This window comes from Embleya sp. AB8 (assembly GCF_049739465.1).
Classification (GTDB): domain Bacteria; phylum Actinomycetota; class Actinomycetes; order Streptomycetales; family Streptomycetaceae; genus Embleya.
In genome coordinates this window covers 36,982-61,166 of the sequence record NZ_JBMHHY010000017.1, presented here as the reverse complement: position 1 = coordinate 61,166, position 24,185 = coordinate 36,982, and the positions used below count along the sequence as shown (strand labels likewise).

22 protein-coding genes are annotated in these 24,185 nt (G+C 70.7%); 3 read left to right on the top strand and 19 right to left on the bottom strand.

Annotated elements, in window-relative coordinates; all coding sequences use genetic code 11:
- Window positions 1–135 precede the first annotated feature (135 nt).
- From ABIA38_RS25255 to ruvC, 7 genes are all read right to left on the bottom strand, one after another.
- Window positions 136–678, bottom strand: coding sequence for an adenine phosphoribosyltransferase (locus tag ABIA38_RS25255; RefSeq protein WP_424641096.1), 543 nt, complete (start codon window positions 676–678; stop codon window positions 136–138).
- On the bottom strand, window positions 678–1,853 hold the full coding sequence (secF, locus tag ABIA38_RS25250; protein ID WP_424641095.1) for a protein translocase subunit SecF: 1,176 nt from the start codon (window positions 1,851–1,853) through the stop codon (window positions 678–680). Before secF ends, ABIA38_RS25255 begins: the two co-directional genes overlap by 1 nt.
- Window positions 1,853–3,625, bottom strand: coding sequence for a protein translocase subunit SecD (gene secD / locus ABIA38_RS25245; RefSeq protein WP_424641094.1), 1,773 nt, complete (start codon window positions 3,623–3,625; stop codon window positions 1,853–1,855). The genes secF and secD overlap by 1 nt, the downstream gene beginning before the upstream one ends.
- Before the next feature lie 174 nt (window positions 3,626–3,799).
- Window positions 3,800–4,291 (bottom strand): preprotein translocase subunit YajC, encoded by a 492-nt coding sequence (yajC, locus tag ABIA38_RS25240; protein ID WP_424641093.1) that lies wholly within the window; start codon window positions 4,289–4,291, stop codon window positions 3,800–3,802.
- A 150-nt stretch (window positions 4,292–4,441) separates the two neighbouring features.
- Window positions 4,442–5,530 carry a Holliday junction branch migration DNA helicase RuvB gene (gene ruvB, locus ABIA38_RS25235; protein ID WP_424641092.1) on the bottom strand — a complete coding sequence of 363 codons (1,089 nt, stop codon included), beginning with the start codon at window positions 5,528–5,530 and terminating at the stop codon, window positions 4,442–4,444.
- Between the two features lie 100 nt (window positions 5,531–5,630).
- Complete coding sequence (gene ruvA / locus ABIA38_RS25230) at window positions 5,631–6,239, bottom strand: Holliday junction branch migration protein RuvA (protein WP_424641091.1); 609 nt, start codon at window positions 6,237–6,239, stop codon at window positions 5,631–5,633.
- Between the two features lie 68 nt (window positions 6,240–6,307).
- The gene (gene ruvC / locus ABIA38_RS25225; protein WP_424641090.1) at window positions 6,308–6,856 is read right to left on the bottom strand and encodes a crossover junction endodeoxyribonuclease RuvC; all 549 of its coding nucleotides are present in this window, start codon (window positions 6,854–6,856) and stop codon (window positions 6,308–6,310) included.
- 324 nt (window positions 6,857–7,180) lie between these two features.
- Between ruvC and ABIA38_RS25220 the strand changes: the two genes are divergently transcribed.
- Complete coding sequence (locus tag ABIA38_RS25220; protein WP_424641089.1) at window positions 7,181–8,482, top strand: mannosyltransferase family protein; 1,302 nt, start codon at window positions 7,181–7,183, stop codon at window positions 8,480–8,482.
- A gap of 75 nt (window positions 8,483–8,557) precedes the next feature.
- Here ABIA38_RS25220 and ABIA38_RS25215 read toward each other — a convergent pair whose 3' ends face one another.
- The 7 genes from ABIA38_RS25215 to pgsA all read right to left on the bottom strand — a co-directional run bounded on the left by ABIA38_RS25215 (window position 8,558) and on the right by pgsA (window position 14,864).
- Window positions 8,558–9,310: a YebC/PmpR family DNA-binding transcriptional regulator gene (locus ABIA38_RS25215; RefSeq protein ID WP_424641088.1), complete on the bottom strand. Its 753-nt coding sequence runs from the start codon at window positions 9,308–9,310 to the stop codon at window positions 8,558–8,560.
- Between the two features lie 75 nt (window positions 9,311–9,385).
- Window positions 9,386–9,994: a pyridoxal 5'-phosphate synthase glutaminase subunit PdxT gene (gene pdxT / locus ABIA38_RS25210; protein WP_424641087.1), complete on the bottom strand. Its 609-nt coding sequence runs from the start codon at window positions 9,992–9,994 to the stop codon at window positions 9,386–9,388.
- A gap of 122 nt (window positions 9,995–10,116) precedes the next feature.
- Window positions 10,117–11,061: a pyridoxal 5'-phosphate synthase lyase subunit PdxS gene (gene pdxS / locus ABIA38_RS25205; protein WP_424641086.1), complete on the bottom strand. Its 945-nt coding sequence runs from the start codon at window positions 11,059–11,061 to the stop codon at window positions 10,117–10,119.
- 87 nt (window positions 11,062–11,148) lie between these two features.
- Window positions 11,149–11,685, bottom strand: coding sequence for a hypothetical protein (locus tag ABIA38_RS25200; protein ID WP_406300365.1), 537 nt, complete (start codon window positions 11,683–11,685; stop codon window positions 11,149–11,151).
- A gap of 433 nt (window positions 11,686–12,118) precedes the next feature.
- A complete protein-coding gene (locus tag ABIA38_RS25195) occupies window positions 12,119–13,240 on the bottom strand; it encodes a glycosyltransferase family 4 protein (protein ID WP_424641085.1) in 1,122 nt (373 codons plus the stop codon).
- Entirely contained in the window at window positions 13,237–14,163 is a 927-nt protein-coding gene (locus ABIA38_RS25190) for a phosphatidylinositol mannoside acyltransferase (protein ID WP_424641084.1), read from the bottom strand. The genes ABIA38_RS25195 and ABIA38_RS25190 overlap by 4 nt, the downstream gene beginning before the upstream one ends.
- Window positions 14,160–14,864 (bottom strand): phosphatidylinositol phosphate synthase, encoded by a 705-nt coding sequence (gene pgsA / locus ABIA38_RS25185; protein ID WP_424641083.1) that lies wholly within the window; start codon window positions 14,862–14,864, stop codon window positions 14,160–14,162. The genes ABIA38_RS25190 and pgsA overlap by 4 nt, the downstream gene beginning before the upstream one ends.
- A gap of 233 nt (window positions 14,865–15,097) precedes the next feature.
- Between pgsA and ABIA38_RS25180 the strand changes: the two genes are divergently transcribed.
- A complete protein-coding gene (locus ABIA38_RS25180) occupies window positions 15,098–17,257 on the top strand; it encodes an elongation factor G-like protein EF-G2 (protein ID WP_424641082.1) in 2,160 nt (719 codons plus the stop codon).
- Window positions 17,258–17,399: 142 nt separating this feature from the next.
- On the opposite strand, the gene ABIA38_RS25175 is transcribed toward ABIA38_RS25180, so the two are convergent.
- The 5 genes from ABIA38_RS25175 to thrS form a co-directional block, all read right to left on the bottom strand.
- Window positions 17,400–18,773 (bottom strand): hypothetical protein, encoded by a 1,374-nt coding sequence (locus ABIA38_RS25175; RefSeq protein ID WP_424641081.1) that lies wholly within the window; start codon window positions 18,771–18,773, stop codon window positions 17,400–17,402.
- 355 nt (window positions 18,774–19,128) lie between these two features.
- Window positions 19,129–20,364 (bottom strand): glycosyltransferase 87 family protein, encoded by a 1,236-nt coding sequence (locus ABIA38_RS25170; protein WP_424641080.1) that lies wholly within the window; start codon window positions 20,362–20,364, stop codon window positions 19,129–19,131.
- The gene (locus tag ABIA38_RS25165) at window positions 20,361–20,765 is read right to left on the bottom strand and encodes a thiol-disulfide oxidoreductase DCC family protein (protein WP_424641079.1); all 405 of its coding nucleotides are present in this window, start codon (window positions 20,763–20,765) and stop codon (window positions 20,361–20,363) included. Before ABIA38_RS25165 ends, ABIA38_RS25170 begins: the two co-directional genes overlap by 4 nt.
- A gap of 73 nt (window positions 20,766–20,838) precedes the next feature.
- Window positions 20,839–21,399 (bottom strand): HIT family protein, encoded by a 561-nt coding sequence (locus ABIA38_RS25160; protein ID WP_424641078.1) that lies wholly within the window; start codon window positions 21,397–21,399, stop codon window positions 20,839–20,841.
- Window positions 21,400–21,479: 80 nt separating this feature from the next.
- Window positions 21,480–23,459 carry a threonine--tRNA ligase gene (gene thrS / locus ABIA38_RS25155; RefSeq protein WP_424641077.1) on the bottom strand — a complete coding sequence of 660 codons (1,980 nt, stop codon included), beginning with the start codon at window positions 23,457–23,459 and terminating at the stop codon, window positions 21,480–21,482.
- A 283-nt stretch (window positions 23,460–23,742) separates the two neighbouring features.
- On the opposite strand from thrS, the gene ABIA38_RS25150 reads away from it, so the two are divergent.
- Window positions 23,743–24,153 carry a hypothetical protein gene (locus tag ABIA38_RS25150; RefSeq protein ID WP_424641076.1) on the top strand — a complete coding sequence of 137 codons (411 nt, stop codon included), beginning with the start codon at window positions 23,743–23,745 and terminating at the stop codon, window positions 24,151–24,153.
- Window positions 24,154–24,185: the final 32 nt, after the last annotated feature.

Sequence of the window (24,185 nt, the reverse complement as noted above, 5' to 3'; positions counted from 1 at the left end):
TGACGGAACTTCCATCGTACTGACCCGCGCCCTCACGACTGGGCCATCCGGTGCCGCACCCGCCGAAACGACGGCGGCCGGAGGCTCCCCACCTGGGGCGCCTCCGGCCGCCGACGGCCCGCCTGCGGCGGCGTGTCACACCACGATGAACGACTCCAGCAGGCCCGCCGGCAACGCCGACGCGAGCCGCGCCCGGCCGTCGAGGAAGCCGAGTTCGAGCAGGACCTCGACCCCCACCACCTCGGCGCCGGCCCGGCGCACCAGGTCGATCGTGGCCTCGACGGTCCCGCCGGTGGCGAGCACGTCGTCGATCACGAGCACCCGGTCACCGGGCTCGAACGCGTCCCGATGCACCTCGAGGGTGGCCGAGCCGTATTCCAGCTCGTAGGACTGCGCGTAGGTGGCACACGGCAGCTTGCCCGCCTTGCGCACCGGCACGAAGCCGGCCTGCGCCCGGTAGGCGACCGGGGCGGCCAGGATGAAGCCCCTGGCCTCGATCCCGGCCACCTTGTCCACCCGGCCCCGGCAACGCTCGGCCAGCGCGTCGACCAGGGCCGCGAACGCGACCGGATCGGCCAGCAGCGGCGAGATGTCCTTGAACACCACACCGGGCTGCGGCCAGTCCGGCACGTCCCGGATCCGGCTCTCCAGCAGCTCGCGCAGCTCGTCGTCGGCCATCAACGCTTCCTCTTGCCACCGGGACGGGTCCGCGCCCGGCCGCGCGCGGCGCCCGCGCGGGGCGCACCGCCCTGCGCGGGGACGGTCTCGTCCTCGTCGGAGTCCGACTCGGCATCGGCGTCGGTCTCGCCCGCCGCGTCCGGGTCGGTCTGCTCCACCGGGATCCCGGAGGCCTCGGCGGCCTTGGCCGCCTTCGCCTCGGCCGCCCGCCGCTGGGCCACCTTCTTCGCCAGCTGCCGCATCTCCGGCGACCGCTCCTTGAGGTCGGCCAGGATCGGCGTGGCGATGAAGATCGAGGAGAACGCGCCTGCGGCCAGACCCACGAACAGCGACAGCGCGATGTCCTTGAGCATGCCGGCGCCGAGCAGCCCGCCACCGACGAACAGCAGCGACGCGACCGGGAGCAGCGCGACGATCGTGGTGTTGATCGATCGCACCAGGGTCTGGTTCAACCCCGCGTTGGCCGCCTCGCTGTAGGTCAGCTTGGTCTGCTTGGTGATGCTCTTGGTGTTCTCCTTGACCGTGTCGAACACCACGACGGTGTCGTACAGGGAGTAACCGAGAATCGTCAGCAGACCGATCACCGTGCCGGGCGTGACCTCGAAGCCCACCAGCGCGTAGACGCCGATGGTGATCACGATGTCGTGGATCAACGCGACCAGGGCCGCGACCGCCATCCGCCACTCGAAGGCGAAGGTGAGGTAGATCACCACCAGGAGCATGAACCAACCCAGGCCCTGGAGGGCCTTGTTGGAGATCTCCTTGCCCCAGCTGGGACCGACCACCTGCGTGTTGACCTTGTCCGGCGCGACCTTCAGGTCCTTGGCGATCTCCGCCGCGATCACCTTGGTCTTGTTCGCGTCGGACTCGGCCAGCTGGATCCGCAGACCGTCGCCGCCGAGCTTTTGCACGATGGCGTCGGTGCCGTTGGTGAAGTTGGCGACCGCCTTGCGGGCGTCGTTCTGCGAGGCCGAGGTGTGCTCGATCGTGTAGACCGAACCACCCTTGAACTCGATGCCCTCGTGCAGCCCGCGGCCGAGCAGACCGCCGACCGCGAGCACCAGGATCAGGCCGGAGATCGAGTACCACAGCTTCTTGCGTCCGACGAAGTCGAACGAGACGTCACCGTGGTGCAGCCGGACGCCGATGTTCTTGAGGTCACCCAAACGACTCATCACGCCTCCTTGACGCCGGCAGTGCGCGTCCGCGGACGACGGCTGCGATACGACTGGCGCTGATTGGCACCGAGCGCGACGGGATCGAGGCCGGACCACTTGTGGCCGTCCGCGAAGAACTTGCGCTGGGCGAGGATCGTCATGAGCGGCTTGGTGAACAGGAACACCACCACGACGTCGAGCAGCGTGGTCAGGCCCAGCGTGAACGCGAAGCCCTGGACCTTGCCGACCGAGACCACGTAGAGCACCGCGGCGGCCAGGAACGACACCGCGTCGGACACCAGGATGGTGCGCCGGGCACGCGGCCAGGCCTTCTGTACGGCCGGGCGCAGCGTGCGACCCTCGCGGATCTCGTCCCGGATGCGTTCGAAGTAGACGATGAACGAGTCCACCGTGATACCGATCGCGGCGATCGCGCCACACACGGCCGGAAGGTTGAGCGCGAAGCCGATGCTTCGGCCCAGCAGGCACATGATGGCGTAGGTCAGCGCCGCCGACACCGCCAGACTCGCGATGCTCACCAGGCCCAGACCGCGGTAGTAGAACAGCGAGTACAGGATGACCAGGACGATGCCGATCGCACCCGCGATCAGGCCGCCCCGGAGCTGGTCGCCGCCGAGGGACGCGGACACCGTGGTCACGTCGCTCTTGGTGAAGGACAGCGGGAGCGCGCCGTACTTGAGCACGTTCTCCAGGTCCTTCGCCGAGGTGCGGGTGAAGTCGCCGGAGATCACCGCGCTGCCGCCGGGGATCTCCGCCCGCACCGACGGCGCGGAGACGACCACGCCGTCCAGGTCGATCGCGAAGCGGTTGGTCGGGTACTTGTTCGCCGCCAGGTCACCGGTGATCTTGGTGAACTTGTTGGTGCCCGAGTCGGAGAACTTGAGCTCGACTTCCCAGCCGCCGACGGAACCGTTCTGCGGCAGCTGCGCCTTCGACGAGGACACGTCGGTGCCGGGGATCAGGACCGGGCCGAGGATGTACTTCTCCGCCTTGTCGCCCTGCGTGCGGCTGCACGCCACGGTCGGCTTGTCCTCGGGAATGGGTTCGATGCCCAGGCCGCGGTTCTGCGGGAGGCTGCAGTCCAGGTTGGTGTACTTCGCGCGCAGCTCGGGCGTGATGCCGTTGGCGTCGGCACCGGCCGGCGGCGTCGCGGGCGGAGTAGTGGCCGGCGGAGTGCCGGCGGGCGGGTTCGCCGGCGGCGTCGTGGCGCCGGGCGCGTCCTTCAGGTTCGGGATCACCCGACCCTGCGGCTTGTTGGACGCGGGTGCCGACGGCGGCGCACTCGCCGCGGGGGGCGTGCCGGCGGCCGGCGGCGTGCTCGCGGGGGGCGTCGACGGCGGGGTCAGCGGCAGCTTGGTGCCGCCCTGGGGCGCGATCGGCGACGCCTCGAGAACGGGCCGGAAGAACAGCTTCGCGGTCTGGCCGACCTGCTCCGCCGTCTCCTTCTCGTTCTTGCCCTTGGGGATGCTGATGACGATGTTGCGATCGCCCTCGGTCTGCACCTCCGCCTCGGACACGCCGAACGCGTTGACGCGCTGGCGGATGATCTCCACCGCGGTCTGCATGTTCGACTTGTTGACCGCGCCGCTACGGCCCTGGTCGGCCTTTGCGGTGAGCGTGACACTCGTGCCGCCCGCGAGGTCGATGCCCAGACGTGGGGTCTTGTCCCCGGTCGAGAACATGATCGCGTACAACGCGACGATCACGACCCCGATGAAGGCCAGGACCCGCCCCGGGTGCCCTCGGGAACTCGATTTCGGTGCTGCCACCTTCGCCCAATCTCCCTCTCGATGCCGCCGCGGACGGGCTCTCGCCGCATCCGCCGGCACGGCACGGCGCCCGGCGGGTCGCCGGGCGCTGTCGTATCCGGGGTGTCACCCCCGGTCACTTGACTGTATTGCGCTGCGGTGGCCCGAGGACCACCGCACCCCACACGAGCCGAACTAGTCCTGCTTGTCGTCCTTGCGCAGCCGGTCGCCGGTCTCGGGCGTCTTGCTCGTGCCCTCGCCCCGGCTCTCGTCCGCAGTCTTGGCATCCGCAGTCTTGGCGTCCGCCGCCTTGGCGTCCGTGCTCTCGGTGTCCGCGGTCTCGGGCTTCTTGTCGAGTCGCACGACGTCGTCGCCGGTCTCGGCGGCGTCCTCGTGCTCGTCCTCGACCTCGTCGTCCTCGGGCTCGTCACCGGAGGTCAACACGGCCGCGATGGCGGTCTTGACGAAGCGGCAGTGCACGTCGGGGGCGACCTCAAGGATGACGGAATCGTCCTCGACCTCGGTGACCGTCGCGTACAGACCCGCGATGGTGCGCACCTCGGCCCCCGGGACCAGCGAGTTCTGCGTTTCCATGGCCTGTCGTTGGCGCGCCTTCCCGGGCTTGATGATCAGGAAGTAGAACACCACGACGATGATTACTGGCAGGAGGAGGGTAAGCGGGTCCACGGCTTGAAACGATTCCTTCCCAAGGCCGCTCGGCGGCCCGGACGGTGACACTCGGCCGGCCACGGTGCGGCGGCCTCGGCGGAGTCTAGACGGGTACTTACTACAGGAACAACGACTACCGGCCGCGTGCGTTCCCGACCCGCACCGGCCTCACTCGGTTGCATCCTTACCGGTCACGGCCCCGTTGTCGAACAACACGCTCTGTTGCGCACCCTGCTGCACCGGCAGCGCCCCCTGCGGCGGGTTCAGTCCCAGATGCGCCCAGGCCCTGGCGGTGGCCACCCGACCGCGCGGTGTACGGGCCAGGAAACCGCTGCGGACCAGGAACGGTTCCGCGACCTCCTCGACCGTCTCGGTCTCCTCGCCGACCGCCACGGCCAGCGTGGACAGGCCCACCGGGCCGCCGCCGAACAGCGTGATCAAGGCCTGGAGCACCGCTCGGTCGAGCCGGTCCAGGCCCAGTTCGTCCACCTCGTAGACGTCCAGGGCCCGGGCCGCGATGTCGCGATCGACCTTGCCGTTCGCCCGCACCTGCGCATAGTCGCGGACTCGGCGCAGCAGCCGGTTGGCGATCCGCGGGGTGCCCCGCGAGCGGCCGGCGATCTCGGCGCCGCCCTCGATCGACAACTCCACGTCGAGCAATCTTGCCGAACGATTCAACACCCGTTCGAGTTCGGCGGGCGCGTAGAAGTCCATGTGGCCGGTGAACCCGAACCGGTCGCGCAGTGGCGGCGGCAGCAGTCCGGCCCGGGTGGTCGCGCCGACCAGGGTGAACGGCGGCAACTCCAGCGGGATCGCGGTGGCGCCCGGGCCCTTGCCGACGATGATGTCGACCCGGAAGTCCTCCATCGCCATGTAGAGCATCTCCTCGGCGGGCCGCGACATCCGGTGGATCTCGTCGAGGAAGAGCACCTCGCCCTCGGACAGCGAGGACAGGATCGCGGCCAGGTCGCCCGCGTGCTGGATGGCCGGGCCCGAGGTGATCCGGATCGGTACGCCCATCTCCGCCGCGATGATCATCGACAGCGTGGTCTTGCCGAGTCCCGGCGGGCCGGACAGGAGCACGTGGTCGGCGGTGCCGCCACGCCCGAGGGCCGCGGTGAGCACCAGGGACAACTGCTCGCGCACCCGCTCCTGGCCGATGAACTCGTCCAGGTTCTTCGGTCGCAGCGCGGCCTCGACGGCCTGCTCCTCGCCGTCCGCCTCGGCGGTCACCAGGCGTTCGCCGTCCTGCGTCATCGTGTTCCGCCCATGGTCGTGTTCGTGCGGCCGACGTTCATCCTGCCCGACTCGGACGACACGGCGGTGTCGCGGCTCGCGCCGGGGCGACGCACCGGGTTCATCGGCGGTTCAGGCCGCGCAGGGCCGACTTGAGCAGGGCGCCGACATCCGGGGTGGCCATGCCGTCCGCCTCGGGGGCGACCGCGGCCACCGCGTCGTCCGCCTCGCGGGCCGCGTAGCCCAGGCCGACCAAAGCCGCGTGCAACTGATCGGACCAACCGGCGCGCACCGGGCTGCCGACGCCGACCGCACCGGCCGCACCGGTCGGCGCGCCGAGCTTGTCCTTCAGGTCCAGGAGCAATTTCTGCGCGCCCTTGGGGCCGATCCCCGGCACCGCGGTCAGCGCCTTGGCGTCCTTGCCCGCGACCGCGGCCCGCAGTGCGTCGGGGTGGTACACCGCGAGCATCGCCAGGGCCAGCTTCGGGCCCACCCCGTTGGCCGTCTGCAATACCTCGAACGTGCGCTTCTCGTCGTCGGCGGCGAAGCCGAACAGGGTCAGCGAGTCCTCCCGCACCACCAGCGAGGTGGCCAGCCGGGCCGGCTCGCCGACCCGCAGCGTCGCGAGCGTGGCGGGCGTGCACTGCACGGCCAGGCCGACCCCGCCGACCTCGACGACGGCGGTGTCCGGGCCGAGGCCGGCCACCGTTCCGGAGACGAACGCGATCACCTGTGTGCTCCTGCTCTGCTGGTCGTACGAAGCTGGTCGGCCGACATCGATCCGGCGGCCGGTACCGGTCAGCGGCGGGTGCCGCGCGGCAGCCGGCCGGCCGGGGTGCGCGCCGCCGCGACCGCCGCGGCAAGCCGGTCGGTGGCGCCGCCGCGCCAGATGTGGCAGATCGCCAGCGCGACCGCGTCGGCCGCGTCGGCCGGTTTCGGCGGACCGTCCAGGCGCAGGATACGGGTCACCATCGCGCCGATCTGGGCCTTGTCCGCCCGCCCGCTGCCGGTCACCGCCGCCTTGACCTCACTGGGCGTGTGCAGCGTGACCGGCAGGCCGCGCCGCGCGGCGCACACGATCGCCACGGCGGACGCCTGCGCGGTGCCCATCACGGTGCTCACGTTGTGCTGACTGAACACCCGCTCGACCGCGACGCAGTCGGGGCGATGCCGGTCCAGCCACTCCTCGATGCCCTGCTCGACGGCCAGCAGCCGGGCGTCGATCGGAGCATCGGCCGGGGTGCGCACCACGCCCGCCTCGATCATCCGCAGCGGCTTGCCCACCGCGCCGTCCACGACGCCCACGCCGCATCGGGTCAGACCGGGGTCGACCCCCAAGACCCGCATGCCGCGCCCCTCTCGTCCCGTCCGTCCCGCTCGGCCGCGTCGGGTCGCCGCCCGCCCGGCGGTCGGCCCCGGTGCGCCGAACACCACCCGATACGAACACCTGTTCGCTCGGGCAAACCCTAGTGCAGCCGCGGCGATCCTCCCGGCAGCGCCACTCCGTGATCACTCGTTCGAGCGACACGTACGCTTGTCCCCGTCGATAACGCCCCGATGACAGCCCTGTGACGATCGTTCGCCAAGCGGTCCGGTCACCGCCGAAAGGCCCACACAGGCAACGCTAGGGTCGGTTGGAGACTGCCCCCGCTCGCCGCCCGGAAGGTTTTCATGCCGTCGCCGTCCATGCCGGTCGCCGAGACCCCACCGGCCGCCCAGAAGGGTGCGACCAGGATGCCGGCGGTTCCCGACACCACCTTCGCGGACACGTTCGCAGGCCGCGTACGGCTCGGCGCCGGCGACTTCGCGCGGCGCGCGCGAGCCTCGTTCCGGCCGGCCCGCACCGCGGTGTTCGGCTACCTGATCGCGCGCGCGATCAACCTCGTGGTGCTCGGCCTGATGGCGTTCGCGACCGGGAAGCCGTTCTGGTCGATGGTCGGCTCCTGGGACGGCGTCTGGTTCCGCGACATCGCCGACTTCGGCTACGTGGACAAGATCCCGGTGTCGCCGGCCGGCAAGCCGTACTGGACCAACGTCGAGTTCTTCCCCGGCTACCCCTGGGCAATCCGCCTGGTCGCGAACCCGACCGGGCTGTCCGCGCTCAACGCTGGCATGGTCGTCACCGTACTGGCCGGCGTGGTCGCGGCGTGGGGACTGTACGCGCTCGGCCGCGAACTCACCGGCAGCCATCGGGTGGCCACCCTGTTCGCGCTGCTGTGGGCGGTCGCGCCGGGCTCGATGGTGCTGACCATGGTCTACTCCGAGGCGCTGTTCGTGGCGTTCGCGTCCTGGGGGCTGCTCGCGGTGGTCCGCCGCCAGTGGACCCTGGCCTGCGTGTTGTGCCTGTTCGCGGGGCTGACCCGGAACACCGCGTTCGGCCTGGTCGCGGCCCTGGGCGTGGCGGCACTCGCGATCGCGCTGCGCCGCCGCGAGGACGGCACCCGACTGGGCCTGCTGGCCCCCGAGGCACGGCGCCCGGTGCTCGCCACGCTGCTCTCGCCGCTGGCCTGCGTGGGCTTCATCGCATGGGTGGGCTGGCTGGCCGGCCGCCCCGACGGGTGGGTCTGGATCCAGGACAAGGCCTTCAACCTGCGCTTCGACTGGGGCATAAGCACGGTCCAGTGGATGAACAAGTACCTCACCCACGTGGGTCGGCCGATCTACGTGGTCTGCACGTTCGTGATCATCCTGTCCGTGGCGCTGATGATCTGGTCCTTCCGCGACCGCCGGATCCCGCTGCCGGTACACGTGTACGGCGGCGTGGTCATGTTCCTCGCGCTGACCACGAGCAACGGCTGGTTCTTCCACTCCAAGCCGCGCTTCATGCTGCCGGCCTTCACGATCGTGCTGCCGCTGGCCCGGCTGATGGTCAAGTGGCCGCGCGGCGTGGTGATTTCCGTACTGGTGGCCGGGGCGGCCTTCTCCGGGTGGTATGTCGGCTTCCTGCTCTACGTGATAAACACCAACCCGTAGCGCGGACCCGAGGACCCGAACGCGCGAGGGGCCGGCGGCAGTTGCCGCCGGCCCCTCGCGCATTGCCACATCGAACTATTCGTCGATCTTCGCCATGACGTCGTCGGCGACATCGAAGTTCGCCCATACGTCCTGAACGTCGTCGCTGTCCTCCAGCGCCTCGATCAGCCGGAAGATCTTACGCGCGCCATCCTCGTCCAGCTCGACCGAGACGCTGGGGATGAAGTTGGCGTCCGCCGAGTCGTAGTCGATCCCGGCGTCCACGAGCGCGGTCCGCACGGCGACCATGTCGGTCGCCTCGCTGACCACCTCGTAGGTCTCGCCGAGGTCGTTGACCTCCTCGGCCCCGGCGTCGAGCACCGCGCCGAGTACGTCGTCCTCGCTCAGGTCGTTCTTCGGCACGATCACGACACCCTTGCGGGTGAACATGTACGACACCGAGCCCGGGTCGGCCATCGAGCCGCCGTTGCGCGTCATCGCGACCCGCACGTCCGACGCCGCGCGATTGCGGTTGTCGGTGAGGCACTCGATCAGCACCGCGACACCGTTCGGTCCGTACCCCTCGTACGTGATCGACTGGTAGTCGGCGCCGCCGGCCTCCGCACCGGAGCCGCGCTTGACCGCGCGGTCGATGTTGTCGTTCGGGACCGAGGACTTCTTGGCCTTCTGAATGGCGTCGTAGAGCGTCGGGTTGCCGGCGATGTCACCGCCGCCGGTGCGCGCCGCCACCTCGACGTTCTTGATCAGCTTGGCGAAGAGCTTTCCGCGCCTGGCGTCGATGACGGCCTTTTTGTGCTTGGTGGTCGCCCACTTCGAGTGGCCGGACATCCGCCTCTACTCCTTCGGGTCGCGGGTGCGCTGCACGGGCCTGTACAGGCTGGAAGATCCTACCGGCGCGCGGAGTCAGAGCGTGGCACGGACCATGTCCACGAAGTACGCGTGCACGCGCCGGTCGGGGGTGAGCTCGGGGTGGAAGGACGTGGCGAGCAGGTTGCCCTGGCGCACCGCGACGATGCGATCCCCGTACGGTTCGGCGCTCAACCGGGCCAGCACCTCGACCTCGGCGCCGACCGACTCGACCCACGGGGCCCGGATGAACACGCCGTGGATGGGGTCCTCGCCGGCCAGGCCGGCGAACGGTACGTCGGCCTCGAACGAGTCGTTCTGCCGCCCGAACGCGTTGCGCCGCACGATCATGTCGATCCCGCCGACCGTCTCCTGGTCCTCGCGGCCGTCCAGGATCTTGTCGGCGAGCATGATCATGCCCGCACACGAGCCGTAGACCGGCATGCCGCCCGCGACCCGCTCGCGCAGCGCGGGGAACAGCCCGAAGGACACCGCGAGCTTGGACATCGTGGTCGACTCGCCACCGGGTATGACGAGCGCGTCGAGGTCGGCGAACTCCTCGACCTTGCGCACCGGGCGGGCGATGGCGTCGAGTTCGGCGAGCGCGATGGCGTGTTCGCGGACGTCGCCCTGGAGTGCGAGGACACCGATGATGGGAGTGGACACGTCAACCTCGTCCGGTCGTAGGTACCGAGCCGGGCCCGAACGCGATCGCGTTCGGGCCCGGCCCACAGCAGGTTCGAACCGCGCGCCGGTGCCGCTCGCGGGCGCCGGCACAGGCGTTGCGACTACCAGCCGCGACCGGCGTAGCGCTGCTCCGCCGGAAGGGTGTCGATGTTGATGCCGACCATCGCCTCGCCGAGACCGCGCGAGACCTTGGCGATCACGTCCGGGTCGTCGAAGTGCAGGGTCGCGTCCACGATCGCCTTGGCCCGCTTGGCCGGGTCGCCGGACTTGAAGATGCCGGAGCCGACGAACACACCCTCGGCGCCGAGCTGCATCATCATCGACGCGTCGGCCGGGGTGGCGATGCCGCCCGCGGTGAACAGCACCACCGGCAGCTTGCCGGCCTCGGCGACCTCCTTGACCAGCGCGTACGGCGCCTGGAGGATTTTGGCGGCGACGAACAGCTCGTCCTCGTCCAGGACCGAGAGCTGGCGGATGTCCTTGAGGATGGTGCGCATGTGCCGGGTGGCCTCGACCACGTTGCCCGTGCCGGCCTCGCCCTTGGAGCGGATCATCGCCGCGCCCTCGGTGATCCGGCGCAGCGCCTCGCCGAGGTTGGTGGCACCGCACACGAAGGGGGTGGTGAACTTCCACTTGTTGATGTGGTTCGACTCGTCGGCCGGGGTCAGCACCTCGGACTCGTCGATGTAGTCCACACCGAGCGACTGGAGCACCTGGGCCTCGGCGAAGTGGCCGATCCGGGCCTTGGCCATCACCGGGATGGACACGGCGCCGATGATGCCGTCGATCATGTCCGGGTCGGACATGCGCGCCACGCCGCCGTCCTTGCGGATGTCGGCCGGCACACGCTCGAGCGCCATGACGGCGACCGCGCCCGCGTCCTCGGCGATCTTGGCCTGCTCGGCGTTGACGACGTCCATGATCACGCCGCCCTTGAGCTGCTCGGCCATGCCGCGCTTGACCAGGTCGGTGCCGGTCTGGGGGCTTGCGGGGGTGGTGGACACGGAAGACCTCACACGGGTACGAACGACGACGGTTGGCTCCATCGTACGGGTGATGTGGATCCTAATGTCATGCCACCCCGGCGAATTACCCGGGCCAATCTGTCCACGGTGGCCTTTGCGTGGCTCCTGTCAGGACCCACCCGGTTGCAATGTGCGCGGCTCCTCGTCGTCCATCTCGAAGGTGACCGGGTACGGGGCGTGGCCCGCGAGCCGCAGATAGCGCACCAGGCGGTGTCGGCGTACCGCGCGGGCGCCGCGGACCGCGTCGTTGTGGAAGCGCCGGGCCATCGGCACGCGGCGTACGGCGGTCTGCAGTTCGGCGACCAGTTCCGCGCCGCCGGGGCGGGCCCGCAGGTCGTCCGCCTGGGCCGGGTCCTCGAACAGGATCCGCAGCGCGCGGGTGAGATCGCTCTCCGCCACCTCGCGCTCCTCCTCGGCCGCGTTGCGCGCCTCGTGCGCGGCGCCGGCCAGCACCAGCGAGGACGCGGGATCGAGCAGCCCGGAGGTGGCGATCTCCTGCGCGACCGCCGAACGCCGCAACAACTGCGCGTCCAACGCGGCCCGACTGGAATCCACCCGCGCATGCAACCGATCGAGCCGCCCGGCGGTCCAGCTCAGATAAACGCCCACCGCGAGCACGGCAAGCAGAATCCAGATGACAGTCATCACCCGGCGACCCTAATACCGCCGCCCCGACCAACCACCCAACCCTCGCCCAAACCCACCCTCCACCACAGCCGCCGCAAGGCCACGATCCGCTCGGGGCAAGGCCACCCGCCGACCCGGGCAAACAACGCGGCACCCCGAGCAAGCAACCCGACAGCCCGGGCAGGCAATCCATCAGCCCGGCCGGGGTTTGGGACCACCCTCCACTTCGGCAAGGCCACCTCCACTCGGGTCGGGGCCACCCTCCACCCCGCCTGAGGCCCACCGACAGCCCGGGCGAGGCCACCGACAACCCGGGCAAGCACCCAACAGCCCGGCCGGCGCTTGAGGCCACCCTTCACCCCGGCCGAGGCCACCCGACAACCCAGGCGAGGCCACCCGACAACCCGGGCAAGCACCCAACAGCCCGGCCGGCGTTTGAGGCCAAAACCGCCTAAGCCGCAGGCGCCCCGGCGGTGACCGTCTCGTACACGCCCAGGATGTCCGTACCGACCGTCTCCCAGTCGTAGCGCCGCACATGCTTGCGCCCGACGTCCCGCAACTCCGCCCGCCGCACCGGATCGCGCAACAGCCCCACCGCCGCAGCGGCCAGCGCGTCGGCGTCCTCGACCGCGAACAACTCCCCCGCCCGCCCACCGTCGAGCACCTGCCGGAACGCGTCCAGGTCGCTGGCCAGCACCGGCGCGGACGCCGACATCGCCTCGACCAGGATGATCCCGAAGCTCTCGCCGCCGGTGTTGGGCGCCACGTACACATCCACGCTGCGCAACAACCGGGCCTTGTCCAGGTCGCTGACCATGCCCAGGAAGGTGACCTGTGCGCGCAGCGCCGCCGGCAGGTCCTCGACCGCCTCCTCCGCGTCGCCGCGCCCGGCGACCAGGAGCCGTACCCCCGGGAACGCCTCGACGATCCGCGGGAACGCCTCGATCAGCGTGGGCAGTCCCTTGCGCGATTCGTCGATCCGGCCGATGAAGCCGATGGTGGGCGCCTCGGGGGTGCCCTGCCAGTGCGGCTCGAAGGGCGCGTCGGCGAAGAAGCCGACATCCACGCCATTGGGGATGACCACCGCGTCGCCGCCGAGGTGTTCGACCAGGGTGCGGCGCGCGTACTCGCTGACCGCGATCCGGGCGCTGATCTTCTCCAGGGCCGGCTGCAGGATCGGATAGGCCGCGATCATCGCGCGCGAGCGGGTGTTGGACGTGTGGAACGTGGCCACCACCGGCCCGGACGCGGCCCAGCAGGCGAGCAACGACAGGCTGGGCGTGGCCGGTTCGTGGATGTGCAGTACGTCGAAGTGGCCGTCGTGGATCCACCGCCGCACCCGCGCCGCGGACAGGAAGCCGAAGTTGAGCCGAGCCACCGAGCCGTTGTAGCGCACCGGCACGGCCCGCCCGGCCGGCACCACGTAGTCCGGCAGCGGCGTGTCGTCGTCGGCCGGCGCCAGCACCGAAACCTCGTGTCCGCGCGCGATCAGGTTCGCCGCCAGATCACGCACGTGGTACTGCACCCCGCCGGGCACGTCCCACGAGTAGGGGCAGACGACGCCGATCCTCACTTGGCCTCCCCGATCCGCGCGAGCCGGCGTTCGTCCAGATCGGCGAGCCACAGCGGCTGGAGCATGTGCCAGTCCTGCGGGTCGCGGGCGATCGCCCGCGCGTAGGCGTCGGCGACCTGCTGCGTCATCAGCGCGATCTTCTCCCGGCGCGTGCCCTCGGCCGGTACCTCGATCTCGGGGTGCAGCGTGGCCCGGATGACCTTGCCGTCCCACGGGAGGGTGACCGGGATCAGCGCCGCGCCGGTCTGCACCGCGAGCGCGGCGGGGCCTGCGGCCATCCGGGTCGGCTCGCCGAAGAAGTCGACCGGCACCCCGGCGGCGGTCAGGTCCCGGTCGGAGAGCAGGCACAACAACCGGCCCTCGCGCAACCGGCGGGCCAGCGTGCCGAACGTGTTGCCCTCGCCGCCGGTGAGCGGCAGCACCTCCATCCCCAGCGACTCGCGGTAGTCGACGAACCGCCGGTAGAGCGATTCCGGCTTCAGCCGCTCGGCGACGGTGGTGAACGGATAACCCTTGAGGGTGATCCAGGCGCCGGCGTGGTCCCAGTTGCCCATGTGCGGGAGGGCGAAGACGACACCCTTGCCGCGGGCGCTGCACTCGTCGAGCAGCGTCAGGTCGCACTCCATCCGGGACAACACGGTCGCCTCGTCCCAGACCGGCAGCCGAAACGCCTCCTGGTAGTAGCGCAGGTAGGACCGCATCCCCTCGCGCGAGACCGCGCGGACCTGTTCGGGCGTGGCGTCCGGGCCCAGCACGCGCCGCAGATTGGCCTCCAGTCGGCGCACGCCGTCGCCGCGTCGTCGCCAGGCCACGTCGGCGATCCGCCGGAAGAGCCCCGTGGCGACCGGTTCGGGCAGGCGCTTGACCACGGACCAGCCCAGGGCGTACCCGGTGTCCGCCAGCCGCTGCCCGAGATCGCTCATGCCTTGTCACCTCCGGGCAGCGCGTTGTCGATCCGCGACGCCGAACGGTAGACCGCGATCATCCGCTGGAAGACGGTGATCAGGCTGCCCACCGCGATGAACCACAGTGCGGCCTCCTGGATGTACGGCACGCCCAGTCCGTCGAGACCGGTCGCCACCAGCGAGATGACCAGTCGCTCGGCGCGCTCGATCAGCCCGGAGACGTCACAGGCCAGACCCAGGCTCTCGGCCCGGGCCTTGCAGTAGGACACCACCTGGCCGGAGCCCAGGCAGACGATCGCCAGTACGCACATGCGCAGGTTGTCGCCGTCGCCGGCGAACCAGATGGCGAGCGCGCCGAAGATCGCGGCGTCCGCGACCCGGTCGAGCGTGGAGTCGAGGAAGGCCCCCCACTTGGTCGAGCGGCCCAACTGGCGGGCCATGTTGCCGTCGACCAGGTCGGAGAAGATGAACGCGGTGATCACGAGCGTGCCGACGAGGAACCAGCCGATGGGAAAGAACACCAGCGCCGCGACGACCACCCCGAGGGTGCCGATCAGCGTCACCGTGTCCGGACTCACGTTGTGGCGCAGCAGAAAGCTCGCGAACGGGGTGAGCACACGCGTGAAGAAGGCACGAGCGTATTTGTTGAGCATCGCCTTCCCGAAGGATTGCCGGGGCGGCGGGGGATCCGAGGGACTCGACCCGCCTGGTGCGCCCATCGTACTGACGCGGTCGCACCTCCCGAGCCCCCCGTCGGCCGGGCGTGCCGCACCCGGGCGTGCCGCGTTGGAGCCGGCGCGTACGGCGAGGACACTTGTACTCGGTCGGACGTCGGGGCAATGCTGCCGTTCAGGAATCGATTTGCGGACGTTGGCGTACCGACGACCGACTTGCACCTGCGCGTCCGGGACGTCGACGACGACCGCACAGATGGACAACCAGGAGGTGGCACATGGCGGATAAATCCGGAGCAAGCGCCGGAACCGTCGGCAGGGTAACCGCGCCGGCGAGCCCGGACTCGGTGCGCAACGTGGTGCTGGTGGGCCACACGGGGTCGGGCAAGACGACATTGGTGGAGTCCCTGCTCGTGGCGACCGGGACGATTCCGCGGGCCGGTCGCGTCGAGGACGGGACGACCGTGTCCGACTTCGAGGACATCGAACACCGCCAACACCGCTCGGTGGCGCTGTCGCTGTCCCCCGTCGAGTTCGACGGGGTCAAGATCAACCTGCTCGACACCCCCGGCTACGCGGACTTCGTCGGCGACCTGCGGGCGGGCCTGCGCGCCGCGGACGCCGCGCTGTTCGTGGTCTCGGCCGCCGACGGAGTGGACGGCTCGACCCGGATGATCTGGGACGAGTGCGCGTCGATCAACATGCCGCGCGCGATCGTGATCACCAAGCTCGACCAGGCACGGGCCGACTTCGACGAGATGGTGCTGATCTGTCAGCGGGTGTTCGGCGACCCCGACTCGGACACCGTGTTGCCGCTCTACCTGCCGCTGCACGGCGAGGACGAGAGCGTCGCGGGCCTGATGGGCCTGCTCACCCAGCGGGTGCACGACTACTCCTCGGGCACGCGCGTAACGGTCGCCCCCGATCCGGAGCACCTGCCGCTGATCGAGGACGCCCGCAACCGGCTGATCGAGGGCATCATCGCGGAGAGCGAGGACGAGTCCCTGATGGACCGTTACCTCTCCGGCGAGCAGATCGACGTGGACACGCTGATCGCCGACCTGGAGACGGCGGTGGCGCGCGGCTCGTTCTACCCGGTGCTCGCGGTCGCCCCCGACGGACTGGGCACCATCGAGCTGCTCGAGGGCATCGTCCGGGCCTGTCCCGCGCCCCCGGAGCACGAGGTGTTGCCGGTGACCACCCCCGACGGCAAGCCGCGCGACCCGCTGACCTGCGACCCCGAGGGGCCGCTGGCCGCCGAGGTGATCAAGACCACCTCCGACCCGTACGTGGGCCGGATCTCGCTGGTGCGGATCTTCTCCGGCACCCTGCGCCCGGACATGACGGTGCACGTCTCCGGACACGGGATGGCCGATCGTGGGCACGAGGACCACGACCTGGACGAGCGGATCGGCGCGATGTCGATCCCGCTGGGCAAGCAGCAGCGCTCGCTCAACCGCGGCATCGCCGGCGACATCGTGGCGATCGCCAAGCTGACCCGGGCCGAGACCGGCGACACCATCTCGGACAAGGACGATCCGCTGCTGATGGAGCCGTGGATGATGCCCGACCCGCTGCTCCCGGTGGCGATCCGGGCGCACAGCAAGGCGGACGAGGACAAGCTCTCCCAGTCGCTGGCGCGCCTGGTCGCCGAGGACCCCACGCTGCGCCTGGAGCACAACACCGACACCCACCAGCTGGTGCTGTGGTGCATGGGCGAGGCACACGTGGAGGTGCTGCTGGACCGGCTGCGCACCCGGTACGGGGTCGCGGTGGACGCGGTCGCGCACAAGGTGTCGCTGCGCGAGACGTTCGCGGAGAAGGCGAGCGGGCGTGGGCGCCACGTGAAACAGTCCGGCGGCCACGGCCAGTTCGCGATCTGCGAGATCGACGTCGAACCGCTGCCCGGCGGCTCCGGCTTCGAGTTCGTGGACAAGGTGTTCGGCGGCTCGGTGCCGCGCAACTTCATCCCTTCGGTGGAGAAGGGCGTGCGGGCGCAGATGGACAAGGGCGTCGCGGCCGGCTACCCGATGGTGGACCTGCGGGTGACGCTGACCGACGGCAAGGCGCACTCGGTCGACTCGTCCGACATGGCCTTCCAGATGGCCGGCTCGCTGGCGCTGCGCGAGGCCGCCGCGAGCACCCGGATCCACCTCCTGGAGCCGGTGTCCGAGGTGCAGGTGACGGTCTCCGACGAGTACGTGGGCGGTGTGCTCAGCGACCTGAGCTCACGTCGCGGCCGGGTCGTGGGCACCGAGCCGATCGGCTCCGGCCGCACCCTGATCCGCGCCGAGGTCCCGGAGATCGAGATCAGCCGCTACGCCATCGACCTGCGCTCGATCAGCCACGGCACCGGCCAGTTCGCCCGCGCCTACTGCCGGCACGAACCGATGCCCAGCCAGTTGGCGGCGAAGGTGACGGCGGAGACCGAGTCCTGACCGCCGCAGGGTAGCCACCCGGGCGCGGAGCGGCACGAGCGCGCACGGCGACGCGGAGCGGACTCGTCCCCGGCCGAGCCGGTTGCCGGCCCGCTCCGCGACCGTGCCGGCGCGATGGAGTGCGCGAGGGAGCCGCCTGCGGTCAAGGGATCGGCAGTGGCCCGTCCAATGCCGCCAACGCCAACACCACCGTCGCCGAGGTCCACGCCAACGGGGCGACCGAGGCCGGTTTGCCGTGTGCGTCGACCTTTTCCGGTAGTGAGCCGTAGGCCGTTCGGTGGTCGGCGAGCCAGCTCAGCCGGCTCTCCGCGCCCGCCCGGTCTCCGCTCGCCGCGCCGAACAGGGCGAACGAGGCAGTCTCGGGGGTCCAGGCCGCGGTGGGGTCGCCGGCCCAGTGCTCGCCGGGGAGGATGCCGCCGTTGGGCAGCGTGAGCAGTTCGGCCGACTTGCGGACCGCGCCGGCGACCTTGGCGTTCGGCGCCGCGAAGGGCGGGCCCAGCCAGGTCACCGCGGTGTCCGCGCCGCCCTTGGCCGACGCCGTGCGCGGGTAGTCGTGCGGGCCGAACGCGGCCTCGATGCCGTGGTCGAGGCGAGCCGAGGCGCCCGCCCAACGTTGCGCGCCGGCCGCGTCGCCGGTTCGCCGGGCCAGGTCGGCGGACGCCCGCAGGCCGGCCGACAGCGGCGCGGCGGTGCCCAGGGTGACCTGGTCGGTACGCGTCTCCCAGTAGTCCGACCCGCGCGGCGGCAGCCCGTCCGCGCCCAACCGGCCGGCCGCCGCGTCACTGGCGCCGCGTACCGTCGGCCACAACTCGCCGAGCGCGGCCACCGTTTCCGGCGCCTTCGGGTCCTGGTGTACGTACCAGAACCAAATCGCCCACGGCACCCATCCGTTGCCGTCCAATTGCGCCGCCCGCCGGTCCCCGACCGGTCCGCCGTCCAGCCGGTAGCGCGCCTCCCAGGTGCCGTCCGGCCGTTGCAGCGTGGCCAATCGGCGCAGTACCGCGAGCGCCTCCCGGTCGTGTCCGGTGGCGGTGAAGGCCGCCGCGACCCAGGCGGCGTCGCGCGGCCAGACGTACTTCCAGATCCCGTACCACGCGGCGGCCACCGACCCGTCCGGCCGGCTCAGCACCCGCATGTCCAGGAGTGCGCGCTCGGCCATCTCCCGGTATCGCCCGGTTCCGCCCGGCACGGTGCCCTCGGCCAGCCAGGCCCGTTCGGCCTCGGTGGGCGGCGCCGCCGGCGTGTCGGTGGGCAGCACGATCGGCCCGTCGGGGCCGGGTATCACGCCGCCGAGCAGCAGCGGCCGAGTCGTCGGCGGGGGCGGTGCGGCGCCACCCACGGTGATGATGATCCCGATCGTGAGCAGCACCCCGACCACGGCGATGCCGATCGACCGGGCCTTGCGGGTAGACCAGGCGGCACGGCGGGTTCGCGCGGTGGGGCCGGCCGGTGCGGCGGGCGACTCGGCGGGGTCCGAAGTCCCGGCGTCGTCGATCGAGGGAGCCTCGTGCCGCACGTCCGTCGTCTCCGCCCCCGTGCCCTTCGCCGCCCTTGTGGCGACTGGGCCGATCCTCGTTCGGCCCAGTGTAGGCATGATCCGATCATCGTTCGAATCACTGTCCGCCCCCCGCCGGCGGCCGATCCGCAGCCTTGAGGCAAGCCTCGAAGCAAGGCCCGAGACGGGGCCCGAGACCGGGCCCGGCACACGGCCCGGGACGTGGGCGGTGCGGTGGGCCGTGACGATCGAACCGCCCGCGCGTCGCGCCTTCGCCCGCATCGTGCCCGCCTCGTCGTCCGCTCGGTGACCGCGTGCCGTCGACGGCGGGACGGATCACCTGAAAGTACGACGAGTCTACGAAGGGGGTTCGCGGTCAGGCTCGACGACCGGCGCCAAACCGGTCGAACAGGTGAATGGCGCGCTCGTTCGCGAGCAGCGAGCAGGCACCGACGAGCAACGCGGCCAGGCCGACGAGCACATACGCGTTGCCCACGACCAACTGCCACCCGTGCAGGTCCAACTCCGCGCCGTCCCCGAACGGCACCGTCCACACGATCCCGCTCGGCAGCACCCCGGACACCCTGGCCCGCTGCATCGGATAGGCCGCGGCGACCGCGAACACCGCGGCCAATGCACCCCAGGCCGGCCACGAACGCATCCGCCGCACCCGGTCGACCAGCACGATCACCAGTGGCAACGCCCACACCCAGTGATGCGTCCAGGAGATCGGCGACACCAACAGCGCGGTCAGCGCGCAGAACCCCATGCCGGCCAGCGCCGCCCCGCGCCGTGCCGCCGCGACCGCGAGCGTCATGCCGACCGCCGCGACCAGCACCGCGAGCAGCGGCCACAACCACCCCGGCGGCGACTGCGCGCCGAACTGCCGGGTCACCGCGCCGTTGACGGACTGATTGCCGGGGAACTGGGCCAGCCCGATCCGGGTGTCGTCCAGGAACAACCCGCCCCAGTAGCGCGCACACTCGCGCGGCAACACCGCGAACGCCGCCGCGAACGTCCCGACGAACACCCCAAGCGCGGTCAGCCCCTCGCGCACGCGCCCGGTCAGCAGGAGATATGGGATGAAGATCGCCGGCGTCAGCTTGAGCCCGGCGGCCAGCCCGACGCCGACCCCCGCGAACCGCGCACCGCGCGGACGCGCGACATCGGTCAGCACCAGGACCAGCAGCAGCAGATTGATCTGCCCGAACCGCAGGTTCTCCTGGACCGGCTCGGTCCACAACAACGCCGCCGCGCTCAACGCGCTCGCGCGCACCCGGGCGTCGCCGCGCAGCCCGAGGATCCCCCACGCGAGCCACACCGCCGTACCGAGCAGCGCGAGATTGCCCAGCACTCCGAGCACCCGGACCGCGCCCCACGGCAACCACGCCAGCGGCGTGAAGGTCAACCCGGCCCACGGTGTGTAGGTGAACGGCAGTCGCCGCGGCCGGATCGTGTACAGCTCACCGTGCCCGGCGAGCACGTCCAGCCCACCCTGGCGATACACCTTCAGATCGCCCAGCCACCACATGTCGGCGGACCCGAAGGTGCCCAGGAGCAGGTACGCGGCGACCGAGCACGCGGCCACCGCGAGGGCCGTGCGGCGGGTCACCCCGCGACGCTGACGGTGTCCGGCCGCAGATGGGCGGGCATCGCGCAGGCAGGGGTTCCGCCGGGCATGCGATCCCGGTTGTCCGCGACCAGGCGGTAGACGCCGTGCGCGGCGATGCTCACCGGTTGCACCCGCAGTGCGGCGCCGGCCAGCGACCACGGGCCGCGCGCGTTCATCAGCAGCTTGGCCACCGCGTGATGCCCGCCGTACACGGTGCCCACCGGGGTCACCCACAGCACCTCGTGCTCGGCGCGGTGCTGCTCGACGCCCAGTTCCTCCAACTCGGCGAACTGCCAGGCCACCACGTCGGCGTCGAACGGGATGTACTTCTGCGCGAACTCCACCGACCGCGTACAGAATCCGCAGTCGCCGTCGTACACCAGAACCGGTCGTGCGCTCAAAGCTCTTCTCCTCAACAACCGCTTGGATCCTGCCACCGGACCGCCCGCGCCCACCGGGTCCCGACCGACCGGGTCAGTCGACCGGCCAGGCGGCGGCCAACATCTCGCGCGTGTCCGCGAGCAGTTGCGGCAGCACCTTGGTGTGCCCGACCACGGGCATGAAGTTGGTGTCGCCGCCCCAGCGCGGCACCAGATGCTGGTGCAGATGCGCGGCGATCCCCGCCCCGGCGACGTGGCCCTGGTTCATCCCGATGTTGAACCCCTGCGCGCCGGACACCTTGCGCAGTGTGGTCATCGCCGACTTGGTGAACCGGGCCAGCTCGATCGTCTCGGCGTCGTCGAGGTCGGTGTAGTCCGCGACATGCCGATACGGGACCACCATGAGGTGGCCGCCGTTGTACGGATACAGATTCAGCACCGCGTAGACCTGCTCGCCGCGCGCGACCACGAGCCCGTCGGCGTCGCTCAGCGAGGGAATCCGGCAGAACGGGCACCCGTCGTCGGGGGTCGGCCCCGACGGCTTGTTCTCACCCTTGATGTACGCCATCCGATGGGGAGTCCACAGCCGCCCGAAGGCATCCGGTCCCCCGACCCCATCCTGGATCTCGGGCTCGCTCGTCATGCCAGGAAGCATATGCCGTGGTCCGCGATGGGCCGCGACCCGGTGACCGCGCACTGTCGCGCGGGCACCGGGCCACGGTTGCCGGCACCTCGTCAGATCTGGATGCGGTCCTGCACGGCCTTGACGATCTCGGCCACCGCGTCGTCGACCGGGACACCGTTGTTCTGCTCGCCGCTGCGGTAGCGGAAGCTCACCGCGCCCGCCTGCACGTCCTCGTCGCCGGCGAGGAGCATGTACGGGATCTTGTACTTGTTGGCGTTGCGGATCTTCTTCTGCATGCGGTCCGCCGAGTCGTCGATCTCGACCCGGATGCCGTGTGCCTTGAGCTTGGCCGCGACCTCTTCGAGGTAGGGCACGTGCTCCTCGGTGATCGGGATGCCGACCACCTGGACCGGCGCGAGCCACGGCGGCATCTTGCCCGCGTAGTGCTCGAGCAGGACCGCGAAGAACCGCTCGATCGAGCCGAACAGCGCGCGGTGGATCATCACCGGCTGCTGCCGGGTGCCGTCCGAGGCGGTGTATTCGAGGTCGAAGCGCTCCGGCAGGTTGAAGTCGACCTGGATGGTCGACATCTGCCAGGTCCGCCCGATCGCGTCCTTGGCCTGGACCGAGATCTTCGGGCCGTAGAACGCGGCGCCGCCCGGGTCGTCGACGAGTTCCAGGCCCTGCTTCTGCGCGGCCTGGCGCAGCGTCTCGGTGGCCTCGGTCCAGTTCTCCTCGGTGCCGATCGACTTCTCCGGGTCCCTGGTGGACAGCTCCAGGTAGAAGTCGTCGAGCCCGTAGTCGCGCAGCAGGTTGAGCACGAAGGTCAGCAGCGAGTCCAGCTCGCCGGCCATCTGGTCGCGCGTGCAGTAGATGTGCGCGTCGTCCTGGGTGAAGCCGCGCGCGCGGGTCAGCCCGTGCACCACACCCGACTTCTCGTAGCGGTAGACCGTGCCGAACTCGAACAGGCGCAGCGGGAACTCCCGGTAGGAGCGCCCCCGGGCCCGGTAGATCAGGTTGTGCATCGGGCAGTTCATCGGCTTGAGGTAGTAGCTCTGCCCCTCGTCCAACTCCATGGGCGGGTACATGCCGTCGGCGTACCAGTCCAGGTGGCCGGACACCTCGAAGAGCTTGCCCTTGGTGGCGTGCGGCGTGTAGACGAACTCGTAGCCCGCCTCCTCGTGCCGGCGCCGCGAGTAGTCCTCCATGGTGCGGCGGATGATGCCGCCCTTGGGGTGGAAGACGGCCAGGCCGGAGCCGATCTCCTCGGGGATGGAGAACAGGTCGAGCTCGGCGCCGAGCTTGCGGTGGTCGCGCTTCTCGGCCTCCTCCAGGAAGGTCGTGTAGGCCTTCAGCTCGTCCTTGCTCGGCCACGCGGTGCCGTAGATGCGCTGGAGCTGCTTGTTCTTCTCGCTGCCGCGCCAGTAGGCGGCGGCCGAGCGCATCAGCTTGAACGCGGGGATGTTGCGCGTGGTGGGCAGGTGCGGGCCGCGGCACAGGTCCTTCCAGCACAGCTCGCCGGTCTTCGCGTTCAGGTTGTCGTAGATGGTCAGCTCACCGGCGCCGACCTCGGCGGACGCGCCCTCGGCGGCCTCGGCGGCGGAGCCCTTGAGGCCGATCAGCTCCAGCTTGTACGGCTCGTCGGCCAACTCGGCGCGGGCGTCCTCGTCGGTGGTGACCCGGCGGGCGAAGCGCTGGCCCTGCTTGATGATCTCCTGCATCTTCTTCTCGATGCGCTTGAGATCGTCGGGGTGGAACGGGGTCTCGACGTCGAAGTCGTAGTAGAAGCCGTCCTTGATCGGCGGGCCGATGCCGAGCTTGGCCTCGGGGAACAGTTCCTGTACGGCCTGCGCCAGCACGTGCGCGGCGGAGTGGCGCAGGATGTTCAGGCCGTCCTGGGAGCCCATCTCGACCGGCTCGATCTCGTCGCCGTCGGCGACTTCGTAGGCCAGGTCCACCAACCGGCCGGCCACGCGCGCGGCGACCACCGAGCGGTCGCCTTCGAAGAGGTCGGCAGCCGTCGTGCCCGTGGTCACCACCCGCTCGTCCCGGTCCGGGTCGCGGCTGATGATCACTCGGGCTTGGGACACCGTTCGTCTCCTGACGTGTGGTTGTGGCGTGCTGCGTGTTTCGGGTGCTGCGGAGCGAGGATCGCTCGTACACCGATGCTATCGAGCCGCAGGGGTGCGTCTCGCCCCGGTTTCGCCGCACCGGTCGTGGGCCGGGGGCGGGCCGGGCCCGGGCCGAGCGCCCGCCGGCGGAGGCACCTGCCCCCTCGCTGCCGGGTCCCGATGACTCCCGAACGATTCCCGACGACGAAAGATCGCGCCCCGCCTTCCCACAGGGTCACTCCTTCGGGTGAGAATAGGGCCCGTGACGCAACGGATGGCCTCGCTGGCAGTCCCGCTGCGGCCGGTGATCCGGCTGTTGGCCGGGGCTGTCCTGGCGTGCGCCGCGCTGCTGGGCAGCGCCTTTCCGATCCACGCCGACGCACTGCCGTCGAGCGCGACGATCCCGACGGTGTGTCCGATCCACCACACCGCGCACGAGCAGCGGGAAACCCGCGCTCCGGACGACAAGGGGGACGGTTCGGGCCGGTGCGGTGATCGCCCGCACGCGTGTGTGCCCGCCACCGTTCCGCCGCTGCCGCCCGTGGTCGCGCCCGCGCCGGACTCGATGCTTCCGCCGTGGTTGGCCGAACCGGACACCGTCGGCATCGCGCTCGCACCGATGCCCGCCCAGGACGCTCCCGATCTGACGGTGCTCTGCGTCAGTCGTACGTGATCCGCGCGGCACACCCCTCGCACGGTCCACAG